Source organism: Paraburkholderia sp. J94 (assembly GCF_905220285.1).
Lineage (GTDB): Bacteria > Pseudomonadota > Gammaproteobacteria > Burkholderiales > Burkholderiaceae > Paraburkholderia > Paraburkholderia tropica_A.
In genome coordinates this window covers 1-20,169 of sequence record NZ_CAJMZH010000025.1, presented here as the reverse complement: position 1 = coordinate 20,169, position 20,169 = coordinate 1, and the positions used below count along the sequence as shown (strand labels likewise).

Sequence of the window (20,169 nt, the reverse complement as noted above, 5' to 3'; positions counted from 1 at the left end):
TGACCGGAATAGGCTTCACGAGATCTTGCTGTGCAAATTTTTGATGCAAAAGCCTAAGGCAGAGCGGGAATGGAGGGCGGCTACCGACAATGGCCACGTGCAAAGTTGTGTGGAACGGCCGCTTTTAAGAAAGTCGGCCGACCGCTTCGGGTCGCCTTATGCCTTTTGCATGACAGGGTGCGCCTGCGGCGACCGCCGCGCTTGGTTGTCGGGCGGTACGCGGCCAGAAGCGGTCAGTCGAAGGCGTCGTCTAGATCGCTAACAATCGGCGCAACCGAGTTCCTGTCAACGGTGAAAGATGAGCGGCAAGCCAGAAGGACAGCGACGCACTGAAACTAATGTATGCGACCATCTTGGGGATCATGCACCGGGAGTTCTTCGCGCAAATCGGTTGAGGCCACCGCATGTTGATCTGCGCGGCTTGGAAACCGCTGGTAAATCCCCCCATGTGACTTACGGACGAGCCTACATATCTGGTTTTACCGCCTTTCGGTAGAACATCGGTAGTTCTTTCGCGGAACTATAGCGATAGCTCCCGGGCTTTTGAGATCGTCATTGGAATACGGTAAAGTACCTGCGACTGAATCCCGTAATATCTCAGATATTCGCCACGCAGACCAATGAGCACGAACGCATATTCATACGGCATACACCGAGGTATCAGCGCTGGTGAACTGTTTTTTTACATCGCGGTCGATAAAACTCGTGAGGAATTGGGCCTGGACGATCTAGCCGCGGCGGCGGCAATCCTCTTGGGTCAAAATGATGTGCCTGTTGGCGGCAAACTCGCTGGGGCGGTTGCCGGTACATCGGTTGTCTCAATGGCCGCACGCAAATTCCTGCCGTTCCGTGTGGCCGTTCGGTTGCCGACCATCGTAAAGGCTGGTGCGGGCGGACTTCGCATCGCCATGACTCGCAGCCTTGGTGCATTCGTTGGTCGCACCATTCCGGTTGTCGGAACAGTAATGCTTGGCGCTGATGCGTTTTTGATCATGCGTAACACGCTCTTCACGTACAACCGAATGGTGAAGCCAGAGGATCGGATTCTTTGAAATGACGGATCAGACTTGGGAAGATCTTGAGGCTTTCGCCCGCGAAGAACTGGGCCGCCCGCTTTTTGGCCGCCTTGAGCTAACGCCAGAATCGCGCATCGAAGAAGACCTACGGCTTACCGGCGTGGACGCTGTTGAGTTTATCGATGCATGGGCGGAAAAATTCAAGATTGAGGCTCCGGGGGGCTTCCCGTACGCCAGGTATTTCGGCCCGGACTCGCTGGATGTCGTGCGGGCAGTCGCTGGATTGTTCTCCAAGAAATTCCGCGATGCCCCGCTAGTGCCGATCACGCTGGGCATGCTGGCTGAGGCAATGCGGCGCGGGCGATGGGATACCGAGGAAATCGAAGCGACCAACCCGCGCAATTGACTGCACGCACAACCGCGATATGCCGCTGCTAGATTCCCTTCGCGGCATTGCCTAAACCCCCTGAAACCGGTGTTTTTATGGGGTTTCGCAAGAAAGCATGGTTCTGCCGTGGAACCGCTACGCAGCTTTGAGTTTCTTTCGTGCTTTCATCGCGGCTTTCTGCGCTTGCAGATCAACAGGCGGGGCGTAGATCAGTCAGAAAATTAACGTCGGCTTTCCGACTTCGCGAAGGTCTGCTCGGGCGGCGTGTGCTGCCTGCCAAAGGCGTCTGCGCACGAGGCAGGCGATTTGCGATTTGCATCGGACGGCACCCGGCCAGAATCAGACTGTCGACCAAGCCGCTCGAATCGGTGACAATCCCCTCGACAACTTGAGAATCCCGCCAACGCGAATGACCATGGATATCAGAGATAGTGACGCCGAACCTGTCTGGATGCCGGTAGCGATTGCAGAATGTGGTGTCAGACGTTTTCCGGTTGGCGAAACCAATCCCCGGATAGTCGAATACAACAACCAAACAAATCTGATTGGCTACGACGACAAGATCTCCTGGTGTTCCTCATTTATTAACTGGTGCCTGGCAGGTGCCGGGGTTCGCGGGACGCGATCAGCCTTGGCTCGGTCATGGCTCGATTGGGGCGTCGCTCTGGAGAACCCGATCTACGGTTGCGTTACTGTGCTAACGCGCGACGATCCGACAAGTTGGAAGGGACACGTAGGCTTCTACCTTCGCCACGACGAAAAGTTTGTTTATCTCCTCGGCGGAAACCAGTTGGATGAAGTTCGCGAGCTAGCTTATCCGGTCGAATCGGTCCTCGGCTACAGGTGGCCAGAGCCGTCCTGACGGTTCCAGCGACGTTGATGAAGACCCGGTTTTGGGCGGCCGCCTTGCCCCTTTTGGGGCGACCTTTGCCGACCGGATACGGCACGGGTCGGCCAGAAGCGGCCGTTCGACAATGAGATCTGAATCGCCGACAATGCAGCCCAAACCACGGCCACGCCGCGTCAAATCAGACTGATGGCGCCGGCTTTCCTAAACTGACATGGTGTTGCTGCAATGAGGATCAGCAAGTGGGTAGCGCACGCACGGAAGCATGCTAAGAGCGGCAAGGCATCCAACACGGTGACCTTGGAGGCAGCGCATCGTGTGCTGTCTGCGGTGGTCAATGCGGCTTTGAACGGGCGCGGAATCGACGAGTAGATGCGTATGAAGCTCAAAAGACGTTGGCTCTTCGTTGCCATCCCCATGGCGCTCTTTTTCCTGATGTGGGAACACGCGGGGCCTTGGGTCTTCCCCCGGCACCTTACCCTAAGGGTAGTCGCGGGAGAGGGTCACCCTCTCTCTGGGGCAGATGTCACGGTCTACCAGACGACATGGCAGACGCCGTGCATCCCGTTATTCGGATGGTCTGGGGCCGCCTGCAATCAGTATCATTCGACTGCCTTCGATGGCACCCTCGATCGACATGGAGAAGCGCGCATCTGGGTGACCACGGCTGTGGGGTTCGTGGCTGAGCCCTATATCGCGTGCATAGAAGGCAAAGAGTACGAAGCAGATTACGCGTTCGCGAAATGGCCAACCGACCCCGCCGTTTCGGTCGTTACGTTGGACTACAAGGGCATGCGACTTCTTCGCGAGCAGTGCTCGCCTTATACCAAGAAGCTCCCCACGCCTGGGTGGTGGAGCGACTAGGCTCGGCGCTATAGCAGCCCGGCGACACCTTAGCCGCCGTGGCCGTGTGCGTTTCCAACAACGATTACCTCCCCCTTGGCACCTCGACCCTCTGCTATTGCGGAACGCTCCAACTGAAAACCTGCGGATTCGCCTTGCGCGAGGCTTCGTCCGGCGGCGTCAACATCGTAATCGTCGCATGCCCGGGGTCGCGCAGATTCACAAGTGCATTCGTCTTGCCATCGCCATAGCCGATCATGGTAGCAAGGGCAATCTGCACAAACGTCGAGCTGACGCCAGTGTCGGCGCCGATGCGATGTTGCATGTCGAACGCGTCGGCCGGATCGTCTAGATCAATATTCTGCTTGTTGTCATGCAATGACTGCACAAGCAAAGCAAGGTTTGCCGTCGAAGCTCCTGTGTCGTAGAACATCCGCTCCGGTTGCGTGCCTTGCGGCAACGTTGCCAGGGCCTGCTCCCAGCCAGTGCGCAGCTTCTCGATCTTGTCGGCCTTTTTCGCCGGAGCGCCGTGCCCGTCCGAGAGGTCTACCGTCACAGGGCGGTGCAGATAGCCGAGTACTGGCCACTGATCGAATTCCTTGAGCTGCCACGTCGTCCAGGGGATTGGCACCCATGGATTGGGTTTGAATCCCTTTGGCAAATTGAGGGATTCAGTCTTATAAAAATCAGGCAACTTCGACTGCCAATATTCATTGGTTGGGTCGTAGACGCCACTTGAGGGACTCGGGTAGGCACGCTGCTCCCGCCAGTAAAAATTGGACAGCTTTACAACGTCATACCGCGTTTTGCTTTTATCGATGGTGCCTGATGTCTCGGTCGCATATGGCCGGATCTTCTGATCAATACGGTCCTTGCGTGTGACTATCAGACCAACGATGGCGTCAGGCTGGGTGGGCACGAAGTTTCCGTCCTTATTGAACTCGGGCAACGGGCTACCGGGAGTTTTGGCAAATCCGCGTGTGCTTGAACCATCCAATGCCATGACAAACACCGCCGGGAGATCGGGATGCTCGTCAAACAGCTTGAACAGCTTCCCGACAACTTCAGAGCCGTCAGCCGTGTTGAGATCACTTACCCGAATGTAGAAGCTGTTCCCCACACCGGACCCGTTGTCGGCGTCACCAAGGAATGCGCCCAACTGTACCGCGTTTGATCTGGACAAATCGCTTGGCGGTCCAACAAGTACCGTCGGAATAGGCCAATATTGAACCCAGTCAAGGATCGTATAACTCACGATGTTATTGGTACGGGTGGTGAACTGGTCCCACCGTGTGCTGTGAGACCACTCGTACTCCTTGGGGTCCGCCAAGAGCACGGCGCCCTTGGGGCCAACCTCGTCGAGTCGCATGAGCAAAGCCCGTTGCCGGAAGCGGTCTACCGTCACTCCTACCCGGCGAATTTCAAGACTGAACTGAGGGTTTGCGTCTGACTGAGGCGCATCGGCAGATAAAGCAACGCCAGCGGCGATAACTCCACTACCTGCATTTTTCTCCGCGGCGTTACTTGACCGTGCGAAGACAGCGAAGCCAGCGAAGGCGAGCGTGCCTGCTGCTACCAACACGACCTGAACAAAGAACGGGAGCAAACGTTGGAGCATGGGAGAGCGGTCTAGTTCAAAAAGGTTCTTGGTTGCCATCACCTATATGATCAACAGCCAGAGCCAGTCAACCCCGACTTCGAAGCGGAGCGTCTCGTACGCGCGTTCTGCGATGCTTGGGGCAACTGCTCGGTGCCGATTAACCATCAGTGAGTCGAGTACCGCGTTTTTCGCACCCTCGAGCATGGGGCGCTCGCGTTAAAAGTTGCCGCCGCGGCGCCGCCCTCGTACGAGACACTGGATCTCGACGTGCGCGGTGAATTCCAGAAGATTCTATACGGGCCGACGACGTACGTCCTCGACGGGATGAGCTACCTGCTGTGGGCGACAAACTGCCCGGGTCGTCAGTGTGCGAAAAGGTACCTCAGCAAACGCGCATTTCATGCAAATAGCATCGACATGCGTTCGGCCAAAATTGGCAATCGGGAAACAATCGCTGCGCAAACAAACGATGGCTTTTCCGCAGTAGGCGGACATTCCCATGAACGATCTGCAGGACCGCTATGGGTCGATCTATGCCGATTGCATAGACGACCGCGCCCGAGACAGTTGTCGTGCTTGCCCGGGGGCGCTGCTCGGCCAGGAGCCGTCATTCGCCATTTCCATCACACGACCATTCCACTGGCCGCTCCACATCAATCAGCGGCCCTTTGAATGCGGATCATGCTCTCGTGTAACTGCCGAGCCAATTCAGGCTATTGCACTTCGCGGCGGGAACTGACGTTCGAAGATCGACTCAGCTCGTTTGTCAGAATCGTCGAACGTCTCGCTGATTTGGGTCAGTCAGCTTGCTCAAGGTAGTGCTCGCGCACCCGCTGCACGTCGATGCCCAGCACCTCGCTCAGGAATTGCGCGGTGCTGCCCCATTCCTGCTCGATAGTCCGTAGTGACGTTTGAAGATAACCTGAGCGGACCTCCAGTAATGGCATTGCCACGTCGGGCGAAATACCGAGGGATTCGACGCGTCCCAGCAGCCCCTGGACGAGTCGCCGGTTCCAGTGGTTCGACTCCAGGTAGTTGGCCAGAATCGCCTCGGCATCCACGTCAAGTGCTGACAGCAGCAGGAAAGTGGCAAAACCGGCCCTGTCTTTGCCAGTGCTGCAGTGGTAGAGCAACGTGCGGCCCGCTTCCGCCTCTTTCATGAAACTGCCAAAAGCAGACTGGTGCTTGATTGGGAAATCGCGATACAGCTGCAGCACGAAGTCGTCCATTTCCTGCCGTGTCGCGCTTCGCAGCCGCGGCACCAGTTCGTTCATGTTCATGCTGCCTTCCAGCACCGGCAGTGCCATCCACTTGAATGCTTCGGCGAATCCGCTTTCCTCAGGAGACTTTTCTTCTGGCGAACGAAAATCGATCACAGCGTCGAGGCCAAGCGTTCTCAGCCGCGCGATGTCGGCGGCGCTTGCCATACCCGGATTGCCGCTGCGGAAGAGCCGACCCGAGCGCACGCGTCTGCCGTCGCGGCTACGCAGGCCACCTAGGTCGCGCAGATTGTGAATGTTCTCGAACGGCAGTCGTGGGCTGGTGTTTGCGGTTTCGAATCCCTGACCTGACTGAAAGACCTCTGCAGAGGCGGCGCCAGACAGAAGCGAAGAGATCTCGCTGGACATATGTTGTTTCCGGTTTCGTTTGTCGTCACCCGCACTCGTGCGGTTCTGCGACAGGAAGAAGAGAGGGCGAATCCAATGCATACCTGAGCTCGCGCGATTGACGTGCGAAGCGGGATGGCCCGTGGAAACTGCACAATAAAGCAAGCCCGCGATATGCTTTTCTGAATGGACGCCATTGTTTTGTGATTCTGCGCCATCGGACGTTTAATACCGATGCTAGCTGAGCCGGGCATCCGATAGGCGGGCGTCTCATGAGCGTCCTGACGCACAAGAGGAGTCGGCAGACTATAACGCGCGGAGTAGCCCTGCGGGACGCGCCTGCGAATTCGGACGATCTGACTCGTGGCTGGCTCGGTCTCGAAATGGCCCATCGCCGCCGATTGCGAACGATCACCGAGTGCCCCGAATCCGACATTCGGAGATCTCTACGGTGGGCGTCTGGAAAGGGTCGCACTGAGCCGGTCCGCCGCCGCGGCGCGTTCCTGCGCTACGCATGAGTCGGTAGCCGGCCATGAGCTGCCATCTGGACTGCCGATTCGAAAGGCCGTGTTTCACGACAAAGCGGCCTTTCGTCCAAGTCAAAACAAATGACTCGATTCATCTCAAACGCGTCTGCGACAGTCTCAGTATCTAGCGCAGTAGCGTTTTCTCGACAGTCCGCGCCGCGAGCCGCGTGGAGTAGACCTACCGATAGATGTAGCCAATGAACCGCGCTTGCGTTTTGACTCCGGATTCAGCGACGACTTCAGATCTGCGGGAAACCGCGCTGCACAACAACGCCCACGCGCGCGTGTCGAAGAACTGCCACAGACATGACGGCAAGTCACGCCTCCCCGATGCTCGGCTCACCGGACCTAGCTGCGGATCGCTGGCGGCTCGAGCCGAGACCTGTCCATCTCGCGCTAGTCGATGGGTCGCAATTCGCAGCAAAGCGCAACTGACGTTCACGGCGCGCTATGACACGGAGTACTTATGCCGAGCTTTGGCGATAAAACCAAGAAGCCGAGTAGAGAAATCAGGTGTTGCCCACCCATGCAGTTCTTCGAATAAAATCATCCTGCTGCCAACACCTGTCCGCGGGATTTCTGTTACTGAGTTAGGGCAGGAAAAGTAACTCTTTGAACAGAGTCGTTACGATTTTGATCGGCATTCCGATTTTCGCCAAAAGCAAGTAGATCGTTAGCCATTTATTCTGCAACCTCAGACGGCTCATCGCTTCGGGCATCCCGCCTCAATGACTGCGGGGATACTCCAAACCCACGAACAAAAACTTCCCGCAAATGGCGCCTGTCGCGAAACCCCGTCTCACGGGCAATGGTCTCGAGCGGATGCCGACCTCGCTCAATCATGTTCCGCGCTGCCTCCAGGCGAAGGCGCTCGATGGCTTTAGCCGGCGACTCACCAGTCTCAGCGAGGAAAATACGTCCAAACTGGCGAGGACTCAAGTGCGCGGCCTTTGCGAGATCATCGACACGCAAAGGCTTTGACAGATTCACCCGCGCATACTCAAGGGCTAACTGAATCCTGTCCGATTTTGGTGCAAGCGCCAGCATTTCGGAATGCTGCGACTGGCCACCGGATCGACGATGGTGCATGACAAGCGCACGTGCGACCGAATTGGCAAAATCGGGCCCCTGGTCCTTCTCCACCATCCCTAGAGCAAGATCCATCGCCGCGGTCAGCCCAGCTGAGGTCCATATCGGGCCATCGACGATGAAGATCCGGTCTGCCTCCACTTCCGCCTTTGGCCAGCGCTCCTGCATCGCCGCCGCAAACGCCCAATGCGTCGTCGCGCGCCGCCCGTCGAGAAGACCAGCTTCTCCAAGGACAAATCCACCGGTGCAAAGTCCCGCCGTGCGCCGCGACCGCTCAGACGCTTCGATGACGAATCGGAGCTCCTCAGGAGCAGTGGTTCGCCCTATCGGATTGACGATTCCACTGACCATCCACGTGTCCGCCACCGCAGTAGAGTCAACTGGCTGGGTATTCACGGATACACCAAGTGATGCCTTGGTTTCCCCACCTGCAAGTGAATAATTTGTGACGCTATAAATCTGTTCTCGCGCCACTACGTTGGCAATTTCGAAAACAGTTTGTGTTCCGATGGCCATAACCTGGAATCCATCAGTCAAAAAATAACCAATTCGATGCATCACTGTCACCGCGGGCCATGACCGAAAACCTGATTATAAATGTCGTTGGAGAAATGTGTGATTCCCCTGGATCATAGGCTCCTAGCGTCGATAGGTCTTCCAACGAGGAAATAAGAATGACGACTTCACGCGGAACTGCAGTGGTAAGCGGCGCATTGTCTGTTATTGGTGCAGCCTATGCGGATTACCTTGCAGCCAACGGGCACGATCTCATTCTGATCGATCGCGATCGCGCGAGTCTGAACGCACTCGCGGAAGAGTTGACCACGCAGACCCGACGCGCAGTTGAGGTCGTAGCCGCAGATCGACGCTCTCCCTCCGATGTCGCGTCGATCGTCGAAAAGATCGATCAGGACGCCAGCGTCGTTCTGGTCGTCAGTGTCACAGACGAAGGCGTAGAGAACGCATTTTCTGCTGCGCAGGCCGACTCGTTGATCCAGTCCGCGGAACTTGAGTGCGAAGTGTCCTGCGCAGCAGTAAGGAAATTCGCGTCGAGTGGTAGCTCGGCCAACCTCTACCGTTCAGCCGTCGTTGTGACCAGCACCGGTGGAATGAATGGCGGCCCCTTCCCGTTTTAGCTCCGCAGAATCGATTGACTAACCAGGTGAATACGGATGAGCACAACTCCTGATGTTGATTCCCCTTCTCTCAGCGCGGTAACTCGCTTCGCCGACCTACCGAACCGACGCCTCGCGTATCGACGTTTTGGTAGCGGTAAGCCCATCGTACTGTGCGTCCGCTTCAGGGGCACGATGGATTCCTGGGATCCTCTGTTCCTCGACAGTCTCGCCGCAAAGGGGTTCGAAGTCGTCACTTTTGACTACAGTGGACTCGGACAGTCCACCGGCGAGCGCACCTACAGCCCCGCCGCACTGGCGCGAGACGCCATCGAATTGATCGGTGCACTGGAGCTTGGTCGCGTAGTCATCGGTGGCTGGTCTATCGGTGGCATGGCTGCACAAATTGTGTTGGCGCAAGCTCCGCAAATTGTGAGTGACGCGGTGCTTATCGCGACTACACCACCCGGACCGCTGGTGAAAACAGGTGAGCCCCTGTTCTACACGCTGGCAAAGCGCGAGAACGATTTCGAAGATTTCGTCAGCCTTTTCTTCGAACCTACTTCAGCGGAGAGCCGCGCAGCTGCAGAGAGGGCTTCACGACGTCTCAGCTCCCGCACGTCCGACGTCAGTCCTGAAGTGCCCTATAGCTGGGCCGCGGATCAACTCGGTGAAGGCCCGCGAAATCCTGCTTTCCCTGCACCACCGGTCCTGCAAGCGCTGCGCGCCACTTCGATTCCAATTCTGCACGTTGGCGGAGATCACGACATCGTATTTCCAATTGAGAACTGGTATACCTTGAACGGCCAGTTACCCAGTCTTCACCTTGTCACATTTCCACAGTCGGGACACGGACCTCAACTCCAGTTTCCTCAGGCATGTGCAGCCCATATCGCGGCATTTTTAGCTTAGTCGCCAACGCCCTCCGCCGACGCGGCGTACGGTTTAGACAGCCCCCATGGGACGATATCTGAATAGTGACAAAAAACCCTTCGGATATCAAATATGGATTACTAATGGATAATCTCATCGATAAAGCTATCGAGGCTGCAGGCGGTCTTGAGCGATTTCGTAGCTTTCGCCGCGTGTCTGCGAAGCTTCATCACACCGGCGCGCTCTGGAAACTCAAACAGTGCGACAACGTGTTGACGCACTCACGTGTCACCGTCGATCTTCACGAACAACGAGTGTCACACGAGCCGTTCGCGCCATCCTCAGATCATTCGATCTATACCCCGTCGCTGGTCGAGATTCGCCGAGCTGACGACTCGATCGTGGAGACCCTCAATCATCCGCGGGCGTCATTCGAAGGATACGAGATGGAAACGCCCTGGTCTAATGCGCAGCTCGCGTATTTCGCGGGTTACACCATGTGGACCTATCTGACGTCTCCATTCCTATTGCGACACCCAGGCGTGGCAGCGCAGGAGATTGATCCCTGGCTTGTCGATGGCCTGCCGTGGCGACGCCTCCGGGTCGAATTCGCACCGAGCATCGCAACGCACAGCGCCGTCCAGACGCTTTACTTCGATGCAGATGGGCTTCTCCGCCGCCACGACTACGAAGTCGATATCCAGGGGCGCAATGCCGCCGCGCGTTATCTGAGCGATTACGTCACGGTCCAAGGCATCCGGATGCCGACGCGTCTGCGCATTTACCCTCGCACCCCGGACAACGTCACCCTGCCGGAGCCGTTGATCGTCGGTGTTGATCTTTCTGACTTCCGTTTCGAGTGCGAACCCAAATGATCCAACCAGTCACTTACCGTGCGGCCATCGCAGTGGGTTCGGGAAAACTCGAATTCGTGGAGCGCCCCGTTCCTGAACCTCGCTACGGACAAGTCCGCATTCGTATCGAGGCCTGCGGGGTATGCCACTCCGACAGCGCCACAATTGAACGTGAACGAGCCGAAAGCGACAGCGCACTCGTACCCGGCCATGAGGTCGTAGGACGCATCGAAGCACTCGGCGAAGGTGTTGAGGGTTGGGCGCTCGGCCAACGAGTCGGAGTCGGCTTCCTTGCCGGCGAAGATCGGACGTGTCCATCGTGCCGACAAGGCGACATCGTAAATTGCGAGAAGCCGGTCATCACCGGTATGACCGTCGACGGCGGCTACGCTGAAATCATGATCGCCGAGGCGCGCGGACTCGTTCGCGTGCCTGACGACCTGGACGCCGCAGAAGCCGCACCGCTGCTCTGCGCAGGTCTGACTACCTTCAACGCGCTTCGAAACGCAGGCGCGCGACCAGGAGACGTCGTTGCTGTCCATGGCCTTGGTGGCCTCGGCCATCTTGCGGTTCAGTTTGCCAACAGTATGGGCTTCTACACCGTCGCGATTGCGCGTGGTGCTGACAAGGCACCGCTGGCGCGCGACCTTGGCGCACATCGGTACATTGACGCCAAGGCCGAAAACGTCGCTGAGGTTCTGCGTAGCCTCGGCGGCGCAAAGGTCGTCCTCGCTACCGCGCCGACTGGTCCCGGCATGTCGGAGATGGTGCCTGGGCTCTCGCCTCGCGGGAAGCTCGTCGTCGTTGCGATCGCCAGCGAACCCATTACGGTGAACGCCATAGATCTCGTGTTCGGTGGCCGCTCGGTAGTTGGCGCACTGACCGGCACCGTCGCAGATAACGAGCAAACGCTTGCGTTCGCGCAACAGCGGAACATCCGTCCGATGATCGAGACATTTCCGCTGGACCAGGCGCAATCAGCCTATGACCGCATGATGCGCGGTGATGTTCGCTTCCGCGCGGTCCTTGTAATGAACCCCACACACTGAGGAGCCTCGCATGAATTCTCTCACGCAAACAATCATCGATGCCCATGGCGGACTCACGCAATGGCGCAAATTCACGAAAATCCGTGCCGACCTCACGCAAGGCGGTGCGTTGTGGGGACTAAAAGGTCAAGGTGGAATACTCGATCAGACGACAGTCACCGTAGCGACCGATCGCCAGTGGGCATCGCACGCGCCGTTCGGCACGCTCGCGGCACGCACGGAATTCACGGGCGATACGATTTCGCTGCTCGACGAATCGCAGAACGTCGTCGAAACAACCGACAAGCCACGCTCGTCCTTTGCCGGCCACACGCTTGAGACCCCCTGGAATTCACTGCAGCTCGCATTTTTTGCGGGATGCGCTATGTGGACGTATCTGAACACGCCATTCGTCCTTGCATGGCCCGGCGTCGAATGTGAAGACGCTGGAGAGTGGAAGGAGCGGGATGAAGTCTGGCGCAAGGTGGTCGTGCGCTACCCCGATTCGCTAGAGGTATTCAGCAAAGTCCAGACAATCTATGTTAACGCTGACCACCTTGTTCGACGTCTCGACTATGACGTGGAAATTGCAGGGAACACTCCCGGCGCGCACTACGTAAGCGACTACATCACGATTTCTGGAATTCGCATCCCGACCAAGCGGCGCATCTTCCCTAGGCTGCCGGACGGCTCCTCGCTCCCAGAGCCACTGGTTGTATCGATCGACCTGAGCAATATCAGCCTCACCTAAAAAATTGACGGGGCGCAGCGTGTGCCCCGGAGGAATACCCGTGAATACCAATCGCTCATCCGGCGTCGAAACTCAATTCGTCGAAGTGTCTGGTGTCCGTTACGCCATGCGCCGTTTCGGCAACAGCAACGGCGGCCTGCCGCTGCTCTGTCTGCAACACTTCACCGGCACGCTTGACAACTGGGATCCAGAAATCGTCGACGCGCTTGCCGAGGATCGAGAAATCATCCTCTTCGAAAACGCAGGGGTTGGCCGTTCTACTGGAACTGTCCCAGCAACGATTGCCGAAATGGCCGCACACGCAATGAAGTTCATTGATGCGATAGGGGTGTCCAAGCTCCACATCCTCGGCTTCTCGCTAGGTGGCTTCCTGGCGCAGGAGATCGCAATCGAGATGCCGGGCCGCGTGTCGCGCATCATTCTTTCGGGGACCGCCCCCCAAGGCGGCGAGGGGGCAGGCATGGATCGGCCAGAACTTGTCGCGATCTACACCGACAGCGAAATGCCGATGAGTGAGAAGCTCAAGCGTCTGTTTTTCCCCTCTACGGCAGACGGTAAGGCGGCGGCGTCCGCCTTTGTCAGTCGCCTTGGCACCCGCAGCGCAGAGCGCGACGTACCGGCAGGCCCAGAAGTAGCGGGAACACAACTACAGGCCATGATCGCGTGGGCAAACTGGAAGGGCGATGTCAGTGGGAAGCTGGCGAAGATCGGCCATCCGGTACTTGTCACCAATGGCGACAACGACATCATGATCCCAACGCAAAACAGCTTTGTTCTCGTAAGAGATTTGCCGAACGCAACGCTCATTGTGTATCCCAACGCAGGCCACGGCGCCCTGTTCCAATACGCATCGACCTATACCGCGCACGTACGTGAATTCCTGCGCGGCGAATAAAGCTTGTTTGTCCCACCTCAATCATCAAGGAATGCTATATGAAAGCCGTCGTCTACACGCAGGCAGGCCTGCCTATCGATGATCCGCAGGCGCTGTACGAAGTGGATTTGCCAAAGCCGGAACCGGGTCCCCGCGACCTTCTCGTAAAGATCGAAGCAATCTCCGTAAACCCGGTCGACAGCAAACTGCGCCAGGGTGTTCAGCCACCCGGCGCGCGCATTCTCGGATGGGATGCAGCGGGGACCGTCGAATCGGTCGGGGCTGAGGTCAAAGGTTTCAAACCTGGCGATGCGGTCTGGTATGCCGGCGACATCACACGTCCGGGAAGCTATGCAGAATTTGGGCTCGTGGATGAACGCATCGCTGCGCGTCGCCCCACCAGCATTTCTGCTGCGCAAGCAGCTGCGTTGCCCCTGACAGCCATTACGGCTTGGGAATTGCTGTTCGAGCGCATCAAGGTTGCAGAGCGCGGCGGACAGGGTGAAAGCCTGCTCGTCATCGGCGCAGGTGGCGGCGTAGGCTCGATCCTCGTGCAGCTGGCGAGCAAGTTGACCAAAGTCACTGTGATTGGTACGGCATCGAGAGCAGCCTCACAGGCCTGGGTACGTGAACTCGGAGCCAAGCATGTCATCGATCACACGAAGCCACTGCGTGCGCAGCTGGAAGAGTTCGGGATCAAGCAAGTCGATCACGTCATCAGCCTGACGCATACGGACACATATTACGAGCAGATAGTGGATCTGCTTAAGCCGCAGGGCCAACTCGCGCTGATCGATGATCCCTCTACGCTTGATGCGATGCCGCTCAAGCGCAAGTCGATCTCGCTTCACTGGGAGTTCATGTTCACCAGGTCGATGTACCGGACCGCTGACATGGACAAGCAGCATCTCCTGCTTGATCGCGTTGCCGCTCTAATTGACGAAGGAACGCTTAAGTCGACGCTCGGGGAACATATCGGAATCATCAACGCGACCAATCTTCGAAAGGCGCACGCGCAGATAGAGAGCAACAAGGCGGTCGGCAAGATCGTTCTGGAAGGCTTTTGACGGAACGGAAATAAATTCCTTCGTCCAGCCCGGTTCCGATCACGTCGCTGTTTCGCACCAGTTCTAAATGCGGATCGCGGCTCGCGAGTGGTACCGAACCATCACCACATGCCAGCCGCGGCTTCCGTGTCGACTAACCAACGATTTCCTCTACGAGTCAGGATTATCAATGCAACCACCGAGCGATTTCGATGATCGTTCCGGCGAACTGCCCGCTCCAGCGACACAACGCTCCGTCAGTTCGTCACGTCGAGAGCAGATGTATCCGAAGCTCTCCGACGACGAAGTGTCCCGCATCGCGCGGTTCGGGGAAGTCCGGGTATGGCCAGACGGCTCGCTCATGTTCAAGATTGGCGATCCGGGATTCGGCATGTACGTCGTACTCACCGGCGAGATTCGGGTGACGCGCCGGGATGCCTTCGATCGCGCGATTGTCATCAACGAACAGGGGCCCGGCAATTTCGTCGGTGAAGCCGGACAGCTTTCCGGGAGTCGGTGTCTCGTGGATGGTCACGCAATCGGAGAGGTTAGCGCCGTACACCTGCGGCCCGCGGAGCTACGCTCGCTACTCATTGCCGAGGCGGAACTCGGCGAACGTATCATGCGCGCTCTGATCCTAAGACGCGTAGGCCTCATCGAAAGTGGCAGCGGTATCGTTCTTTTAACTGATGCACCGACGCAGAAACTAAACGCGCTGCAGGGCTTTCTCTCTCGCAATAACATTCCCCACACGGTAGTCAATTCCGACGTGGATGGGGATGTATCGCAGTTCCTTCAGAAGTGCTCGCATCATCGCGCGGAATACCCAATCGTTCTCAGCCCGGATGGCGTCATTCTCCACGCCCCAACAGAAGCACAACTTGCGGAAGCCCTGGGTTGGCTGCCCGAGTTCGGAACAGATGAAGTTTTCGACGTCGCTATAGTCGGCGCCGGGCCCGCTGGACTGGCAACCGCCGTTTATGCCGCATCCGAAGGACTTCGGGTAGTTGTGCTTGACCCACAAGCGCCCGGCGGACAGGCCGGCGCAAGCGCGCGCATCGAAAACTTCTTCGGATTTCCGACAGGCATTTCGGGGCACGCACTTACGGCACGAGCTTTCGTTCAGGCCCAAAAATTCGGTGCCCGCTTCGCGATCCCTTTAGCGGTTACATCGCTCGATTGCGCTTCGTCGCCGTTTCAGTTGCAGCTCGCAAACAAGACAGCCATCAGAACGCGCAGCGTGGTCATCGCATCTGGCGCTGCTTATCGCAAACCGGATATCGATGGGCTCGCACGCTTCGAAGGGCGAGGCGCATATTATTGGGTGTCTCCAGTTGAGGCAAAGATGTGTACTGGACAGGACGTCATCCTCGTCGGCGGAGGTAATTCGGCCGGTCAAGCAGCTGTCTATCTTGCCTCACATGCGCGGCGCGTAGTCATGCTTGTTCGCGGGCGAAACCTGAATGCCAGCATGTCCCAGTATCTGATTGAACGCATCGCTACGCTCAAAAACATTGAGGTTCACTACAACGCCACCATCACTGCCCTTCACGGGTCCGCAAATCTCGAAACTGTGGAAATTCTCGATGAATCCGGGCGGACGACGCGTGAGATAGGACATGTGTTTCTTTTCATCGGCGCCCACCCAAACACCGAATGGCTCAGTGGATGCGGTGTAGCTGTCGACCCTGGTGGTTTCGTTTTGACGGGGACATCGGCCTCCACCGGTTCCTCTGAGCACGAAACCAGCGTTAGCGGCATATTTTGCGCAGGCGACGCGCGTCGTGGTTCCGCGAAGCGCGTAGCAGCGGCCGTTGGCGATGGGGCTTCCGTGGTCGCGCAGATTCATCAATATCTCGAACGTCAGACCCCATCGCTCTGACAAGCACACTGCTACTCTCTGCAGCGTCGAAACGAGGATTATTTGGCGCCAGACTTGTTCGTGACTGCCGACGCGTTTTCGACCCGCAAACGTCGCGAGAGCGATGAAACTAGTCAACGGCCCGATGAGCCTACTTTCATGTCTTATCGGGCTCGCGGCATATTTAATCCACAGCTCTCCAACAAAGCGCACACGGCAGTCACACCATCGCAGACAGTCTCTACTATGGGAACACGCCGTGCCCCCTCAACTTCAAGCATGAGGCAGACGAAGGCGATAAAGCTCGATAGGCATATTCATTGTGGACTTTCCGTGGTTAAAGGCCGGTGCACCATCGATTTGCGGGACAGGGAGGAATATGTTGCCGTGCCCGTCAATAAAAGGCGCGTCGACCCAGCGCAACCGATTATCCCGGATCACCGTTGAAACTGTTCCGTCGGGTGCTCTGCGCATTAGTGAATTGTCGGCAAGCGGCGTGTAATAGAGACTGCCGTCTGCGTCCATTGCAGTGCCGCCGACCGGTGGCATATCGGCGAACCATGACGTCACGTGTTCCGCGAGTGTCCCTTCACTCAGGGACTCATCATCGAGATATCTGGTCTCGATCTGGGACATCGGCCCCGAAAGTGGTCCAAAGTACAGCACTCTGCCATCGGGACTTAGTTCTAGTGGATCAGCGTTAACCTTCAATGGCTTTCCATCTGCACCTGCAAGCACCTTGCCGTTGACAACGATCTTGTCATCCGGTCTGGCATGGGTGAACGCCGCGCTGTCGAAGTGCCGGCGTACCGCTCCGTCTTCGAGGTTCAGCACAAGCAACGCCCCCTCACCGGCATCCGTGAGATAAGCATGCGTACCATTGATCCGGATATCGTCAACGTAGGTGTGTGGGCGGAGCGCACCTTTAGGCAGTATGTAGACTCGTATGATCGCGTCTGTGCGTGGATCGATTCGTACGATCTTGGCGCCGTTCTCGATCGGACTCCCACCAAAATCCGGCGAACCGGTATCGACGATCCACAAGTCGCCACTTGTGTCGGCGTGGATCGCATTGACGCTGACGAAACGTCTGGATGCATCCGAGCCCGGATTCCAGTCGTTCCATGACGCATCCGGAAACGGCGTCAATTCGCCGTGTTCTCCTGCAATGGCAACTGCCGGCCCCACGCTTCCCGTCCAGCGGGGTGAGCTCACGATGACCCGACTCCGTGAGTCGACAACCACTGCATTCCACGGCATTTTCTCACTGGAACGAATGCTGAAAAGCTGCACCGCTGAAGCTTCCTTGTGGGCCCCCGTCGATTCATCTTCCGCAATTGCTACTCGTGCAGCAAATCCGGCTATCGCCGCGACGACCGCAAGCGCCAGTCGTTTTCTATTCCACATTTGACTCTCCTTTTTCCCCGTTCAATAGGCTGTATACGCAATCAAGCCAAAGCACCGGTTAAAGAACTCTGCTGTACCGGGTGATCAACGAAAAATCATCCACGACGGTATTCAGAATCAAAGAAACCTTGAAAATCCCTCAACGTCAACGTACTCCAGAGAGCGCTCGATACCCACGTGTTTGAGAAGAAGACACACGACACCAGTCTCAACACACTCTCGGCTCAGATGTACAACCCGACAGCACGTCAGTCCTTGGGATATTCGCTCCGACGAACTCAGTCAAGCGTCGCGAAGAGTAGATTTAGCCCTTCCGCAAGCAGAGGGTGCGCGATAATCGCGTCACGTATTGCGGTGTATGGCAGATCTCCGAGCATGGCCATCTGGACCACCGACGTGACTTCACCTGCCCCCGAGCCAACCATCGTAAAGCCAAGGATGCGTCCAGAGTCGGGGGCCACGAGTGCCTTCATGAATCCACGTGTCGTGCCATTGGTGCGCGCACGTGGCACCGCCATCATCGGCAATCGCGCCACCCGTGCAGCGATTCCGCGCGCTTTGGCTTCGGATTCGTTGATGCCCACACGGCCGAGTTCCGGCTCCGTGAAAAGAGCATAAGGCACGACACGTGACGCCGTGCTAGACGAGCCCCCTTCAATCCCGGCCTTAAGTACGCGAAAGTCATCAAATGAAGCGTGAGTGAACATGGGCGATCCAGCCACCTCGCCAATCGCCCACGTGTTCTCGGCGGTCGTCGCAAGCTTATCGTCGACCTTAATGTAGCCGCGCTCGTCCAGATCTACGCCAGCGAGATCCAGCCCGAGGTCGGTGGTTACCGGTTGTCGACCGGCCGCGACGAGGAGATGGCTACCTTCGATTGAACTGCCATCTTTGAACTCGACAGTGACCCTCTTGCCGGAAATCCCGTCGACGCGGGTAATTGTCGTGGCCAGCAACAGGCGGATCCCCTCCGCCTCGAATGCGCTCTGAATCTCGAGGCTAACGTCCTCGTCCTCACGCATTGCGACGCGCGGCATATTGTGAACTAGCGAAACCTGGCTGCCGAGACGACGAAATGCCTGAGCCATTTCCAGCCCGATATAGCCGCCACCGAGCACGATGAGATGCTCCGGCAGACTTTCGAGGTTGAGTGCCTCGACATGGGTCATTGGCCGGGAGTCGCGCAATCCCGGAATGTCCGGAATCATCGCGACGGTTCCCGTGTTGATATATACCTCGTCGCCAGAGAAAAGTTGTTCGGTGCCGTCATTCAGGCGAACGAGAATTCGTCGCGGTGCGACGAACCGGCCTGTTCCGAGTACAAGCTCGAGCCCTGACTGTTCAAACGCGCGACGATTGATGCCGACCATGCCGTCCACAACAGTGCGGATGCTCGCATGCACATGCGTCATGTCCGCACGCAGTTCCGGATCGGCCGACATTGAGCGCCAGACCTGCATATTCCGTGCGTTCTGGATCAGCGTCTTACTCGGAATGCACGCGACGTTGATGCATGACCCTCCGATCATTCCCCGTTCAATGAGCGCGACGCGCTTGCCTTTACGAGCCAGGTCCATCGCCAGCGACTTGCCACCCTTGCCGCCGCCGAGAAATAAGTATTCGAAATGTTTGATATCAGGCATCTACAGTTCCTCAATGAAGAGCGTGAGCAATGCGCCGCTGATAGGACGCTCGTGCTATCTACCTGGAATGGGCCGAGTGTCAGTCGCCCGTCAGCGCGCTCCGTACACCGGCGCCATAAGCCGGATCAATCTGGTCAAACAGCTTCACCACTCGATCAACGATGTCTTGTGGAACACCGCTCATCGCACGCGCAATATTGCCGAAGAGACGCTCGCGCTGACCAGCGTCGAACAGGCGGAACAACGCGCCCGGCTGGCTGTAGTAATCGCCATCCTCGCGATGATCGTAGTGATCGACCTCACCGGCCGCGAGCGGCGGCTCGCCTGCGCCCGGACGCTGCGCGAAGTCGCCGAAACGGTTCGGCTCGTAATTCACGTTGCCGCCGAGGTTGCCGTCGGTGCGCATCGCGCCGTCACGGTGATACGCGTGGAACGGGCAACGCGGCGCGTTCACGGGAATCTGGTGATGGTTCACGCCGAGACGGTAACGCTGCGTGTCGCCGTACGAGAACAGGCGGCCCTGCAACAGACGGTCGGGCGAGAAGCTGATGCCCGGCACCACGTTCGCCGGCGTGAACGCGGCCTGCTCCACGTCGGCGAAATAGTTCTCGGGATTGCGGTTCAGCTCGATCGTGCCCACGTCGATCAGCGGGTAATCCTTGTGCGGCCACACCTTCGTGATGTCGAACGGGTTGTACGGCACCTTCGCGGCATCGGCTTCCGGCATCACCTGAACGCGGAAATGCCACTTCGGGAAATTGCCCTTCTCGATCTCGTTGTACAGATCGCGCTGCGCCGAT

General features: G+C 57.7%; 17 protein-coding genes. 11 read left to right on the top strand and 6 right to left on the bottom strand.

Annotated elements, in window-relative coordinates; all coding sequences use genetic code 11:
• The first annotated feature begins 620 nt into the window (after positions 1-620).
• From U4Y88_RS35490 to U4Y88_RS35480, 3 genes are all read left to right on the top strand, one after another.
• Complete coding sequence (locus U4Y88_RS35490; protein WP_321789555.1) at positions 621-1,052, top strand: STM2901 family protein; 432 nt, start codon at positions 621-623, stop codon at positions 1,050-1,052.
• Position 1,053: 1 nt separating this feature from the next.
• On the top strand, positions 1,054-1,422 hold the full coding sequence (locus U4Y88_RS35485; RefSeq protein ID WP_321789553.1) for a DUF1493 family protein: 369 nt from the start codon (positions 1,054-1,056) through the stop codon (positions 1,420-1,422).
• A 397-nt stretch (positions 1,423-1,819) separates the two neighbouring features.
• Positions 1,820-2,266, top strand: coding sequence for a TIGR02594 family protein (locus U4Y88_RS35480; protein WP_415774542.1), 447 nt, complete (start codon positions 1,820-1,822; stop codon positions 2,264-2,266).
• 943 nt (positions 2,267-3,209) lie between these two features.
• Here U4Y88_RS35480 and U4Y88_RS35475 read toward each other — a convergent pair.
• From U4Y88_RS35475 to U4Y88_RS35465, 3 genes are all read right to left on the bottom strand, one after another.
• Positions 3,210-4,751, bottom strand: coding sequence for a type VI lipase adapter Tla3 domain-containing protein (locus tag U4Y88_RS35475; protein ID WP_321789550.1), 1,542 nt, complete (start codon positions 4,749-4,751; stop codon positions 3,210-3,212).
• 740 nt (positions 4,752-5,491) lie between these two features.
• Positions 5,492-6,322, bottom strand: a complete 831-nt coding sequence (locus tag U4Y88_RS35470; protein ID WP_321789548.1) for a tyrosine-protein phosphatase — start codon at positions 6,320-6,322, stop codon at positions 5,492-5,494.
• A 1,187-nt stretch (positions 6,323-7,509) separates the two neighbouring features.
• Complete coding sequence (locus U4Y88_RS35465) at positions 7,510-8,475, bottom strand: GlxA family transcriptional regulator (protein ID WP_321789546.1); 966 nt, start codon at positions 8,473-8,475, stop codon at positions 7,510-7,512.
• 116 nt (positions 8,476-8,591) lie between these two features.
• Here U4Y88_RS35465 and U4Y88_RS35460 point away from each other — a divergent pair, with 116 nt between their 5' ends.
• The 8 genes from U4Y88_RS35460 to U4Y88_RS35425 all read left to right on the top strand — a co-directional run bounded on the left by U4Y88_RS35460 (position 8,592) and on the right by U4Y88_RS35425 (position 16,340).
• A complete protein-coding gene (locus U4Y88_RS35460) occupies positions 8,592-9,053 on the top strand; it encodes an SDR family NAD(P)-dependent oxidoreductase (protein WP_321789544.1) in 462 nt (153 codons plus the stop codon).
• A 36-nt stretch (positions 9,054-9,089) separates the two neighbouring features.
• Positions 9,090-9,944 carry an alpha/beta hydrolase gene (locus tag U4Y88_RS35455; RefSeq protein ID WP_321789542.1) on the top strand — a complete coding sequence of 285 codons (855 nt, stop codon included), beginning with the start codon at positions 9,090-9,092 and terminating at the stop codon, positions 9,942-9,944.
• A gap of 104 nt (positions 9,945-10,048) precedes the next feature.
• Positions 10,049-10,780, top strand: coding sequence for a hypothetical protein (locus tag U4Y88_RS35450; RefSeq protein ID WP_321789540.1), 732 nt, complete (start codon positions 10,049-10,051; stop codon positions 10,778-10,780).
• Positions 10,777-11,808 carry an alcohol dehydrogenase gene (locus U4Y88_RS35445; protein WP_321789538.1) on the top strand — a complete coding sequence of 344 codons (1,032 nt, stop codon included), beginning with the start codon at positions 10,777-10,779 and terminating at the stop codon, positions 11,806-11,808. The genes U4Y88_RS35450 and U4Y88_RS35445 overlap by 4 nt, the downstream gene beginning before the upstream one ends.
• A 10-nt stretch (positions 11,809-11,818) precedes the next feature.
• On the top strand, positions 11,819-12,538 hold the full coding sequence (locus tag U4Y88_RS35440) for a hypothetical protein (protein WP_321789536.1): 720 nt from the start codon (positions 11,819-11,821) through the stop codon (positions 12,536-12,538).
• Positions 12,539-12,578: 40 nt separating this feature from the next.
• The gene (locus tag U4Y88_RS35435; RefSeq protein ID WP_321789534.1) at positions 12,579-13,433 is read left to right on the top strand and encodes an alpha/beta hydrolase; all 855 of its coding nucleotides are present in this window, start codon (positions 12,579-12,581) and stop codon (positions 13,431-13,433) included.
• Positions 13,434-13,471: 38 nt separating this feature from the next.
• Complete coding sequence (locus U4Y88_RS35430; protein ID WP_321789532.1) at positions 13,472-14,479, top strand: zinc-binding alcohol dehydrogenase family protein; 1,008 nt, start codon at positions 13,472-13,474, stop codon at positions 14,477-14,479.
• Positions 14,480-14,648: 169 nt separating this feature from the next.
• The gene (locus U4Y88_RS35425; RefSeq protein ID WP_321789530.1) at positions 14,649-16,340 is read left to right on the top strand and encodes an FAD-dependent oxidoreductase; all 1,692 of its coding nucleotides are present in this window, start codon (positions 14,649-14,651) and stop codon (positions 16,338-16,340) included.
• Positions 16,341-16,592: 252 nt separating this feature from the next.
• Here the strand turns inward: U4Y88_RS35425 and U4Y88_RS35420 are convergent, their stop codons facing one another.
• The 3 genes from U4Y88_RS35420 to U4Y88_RS35410 all read right to left on the bottom strand — a co-directional run.
• Positions 16,593-17,726: an L-dopachrome tautomerase-related protein gene (locus U4Y88_RS35420; RefSeq protein WP_321789524.1), complete on the bottom strand. Its 1,134-nt coding sequence runs from the start codon at positions 17,724-17,726 to the stop codon at positions 16,593-16,595.
• A 278-nt stretch (positions 17,727-18,004) separates the two neighbouring features.
• Complete coding sequence (locus U4Y88_RS35415) at positions 18,005-19,369, bottom strand: FAD-dependent oxidoreductase (RefSeq protein WP_321789522.1); 1,365 nt, start codon at positions 19,367-19,369, stop codon at positions 18,005-18,007.
• Between the two features lie 79 nt (positions 19,370-19,448).
• Positions 19,449-20,169: catalase (locus tag U4Y88_RS35410; RefSeq protein ID WP_321789520.1), on the bottom strand; the 721-nt coding region annotated here is incomplete at its 5' end.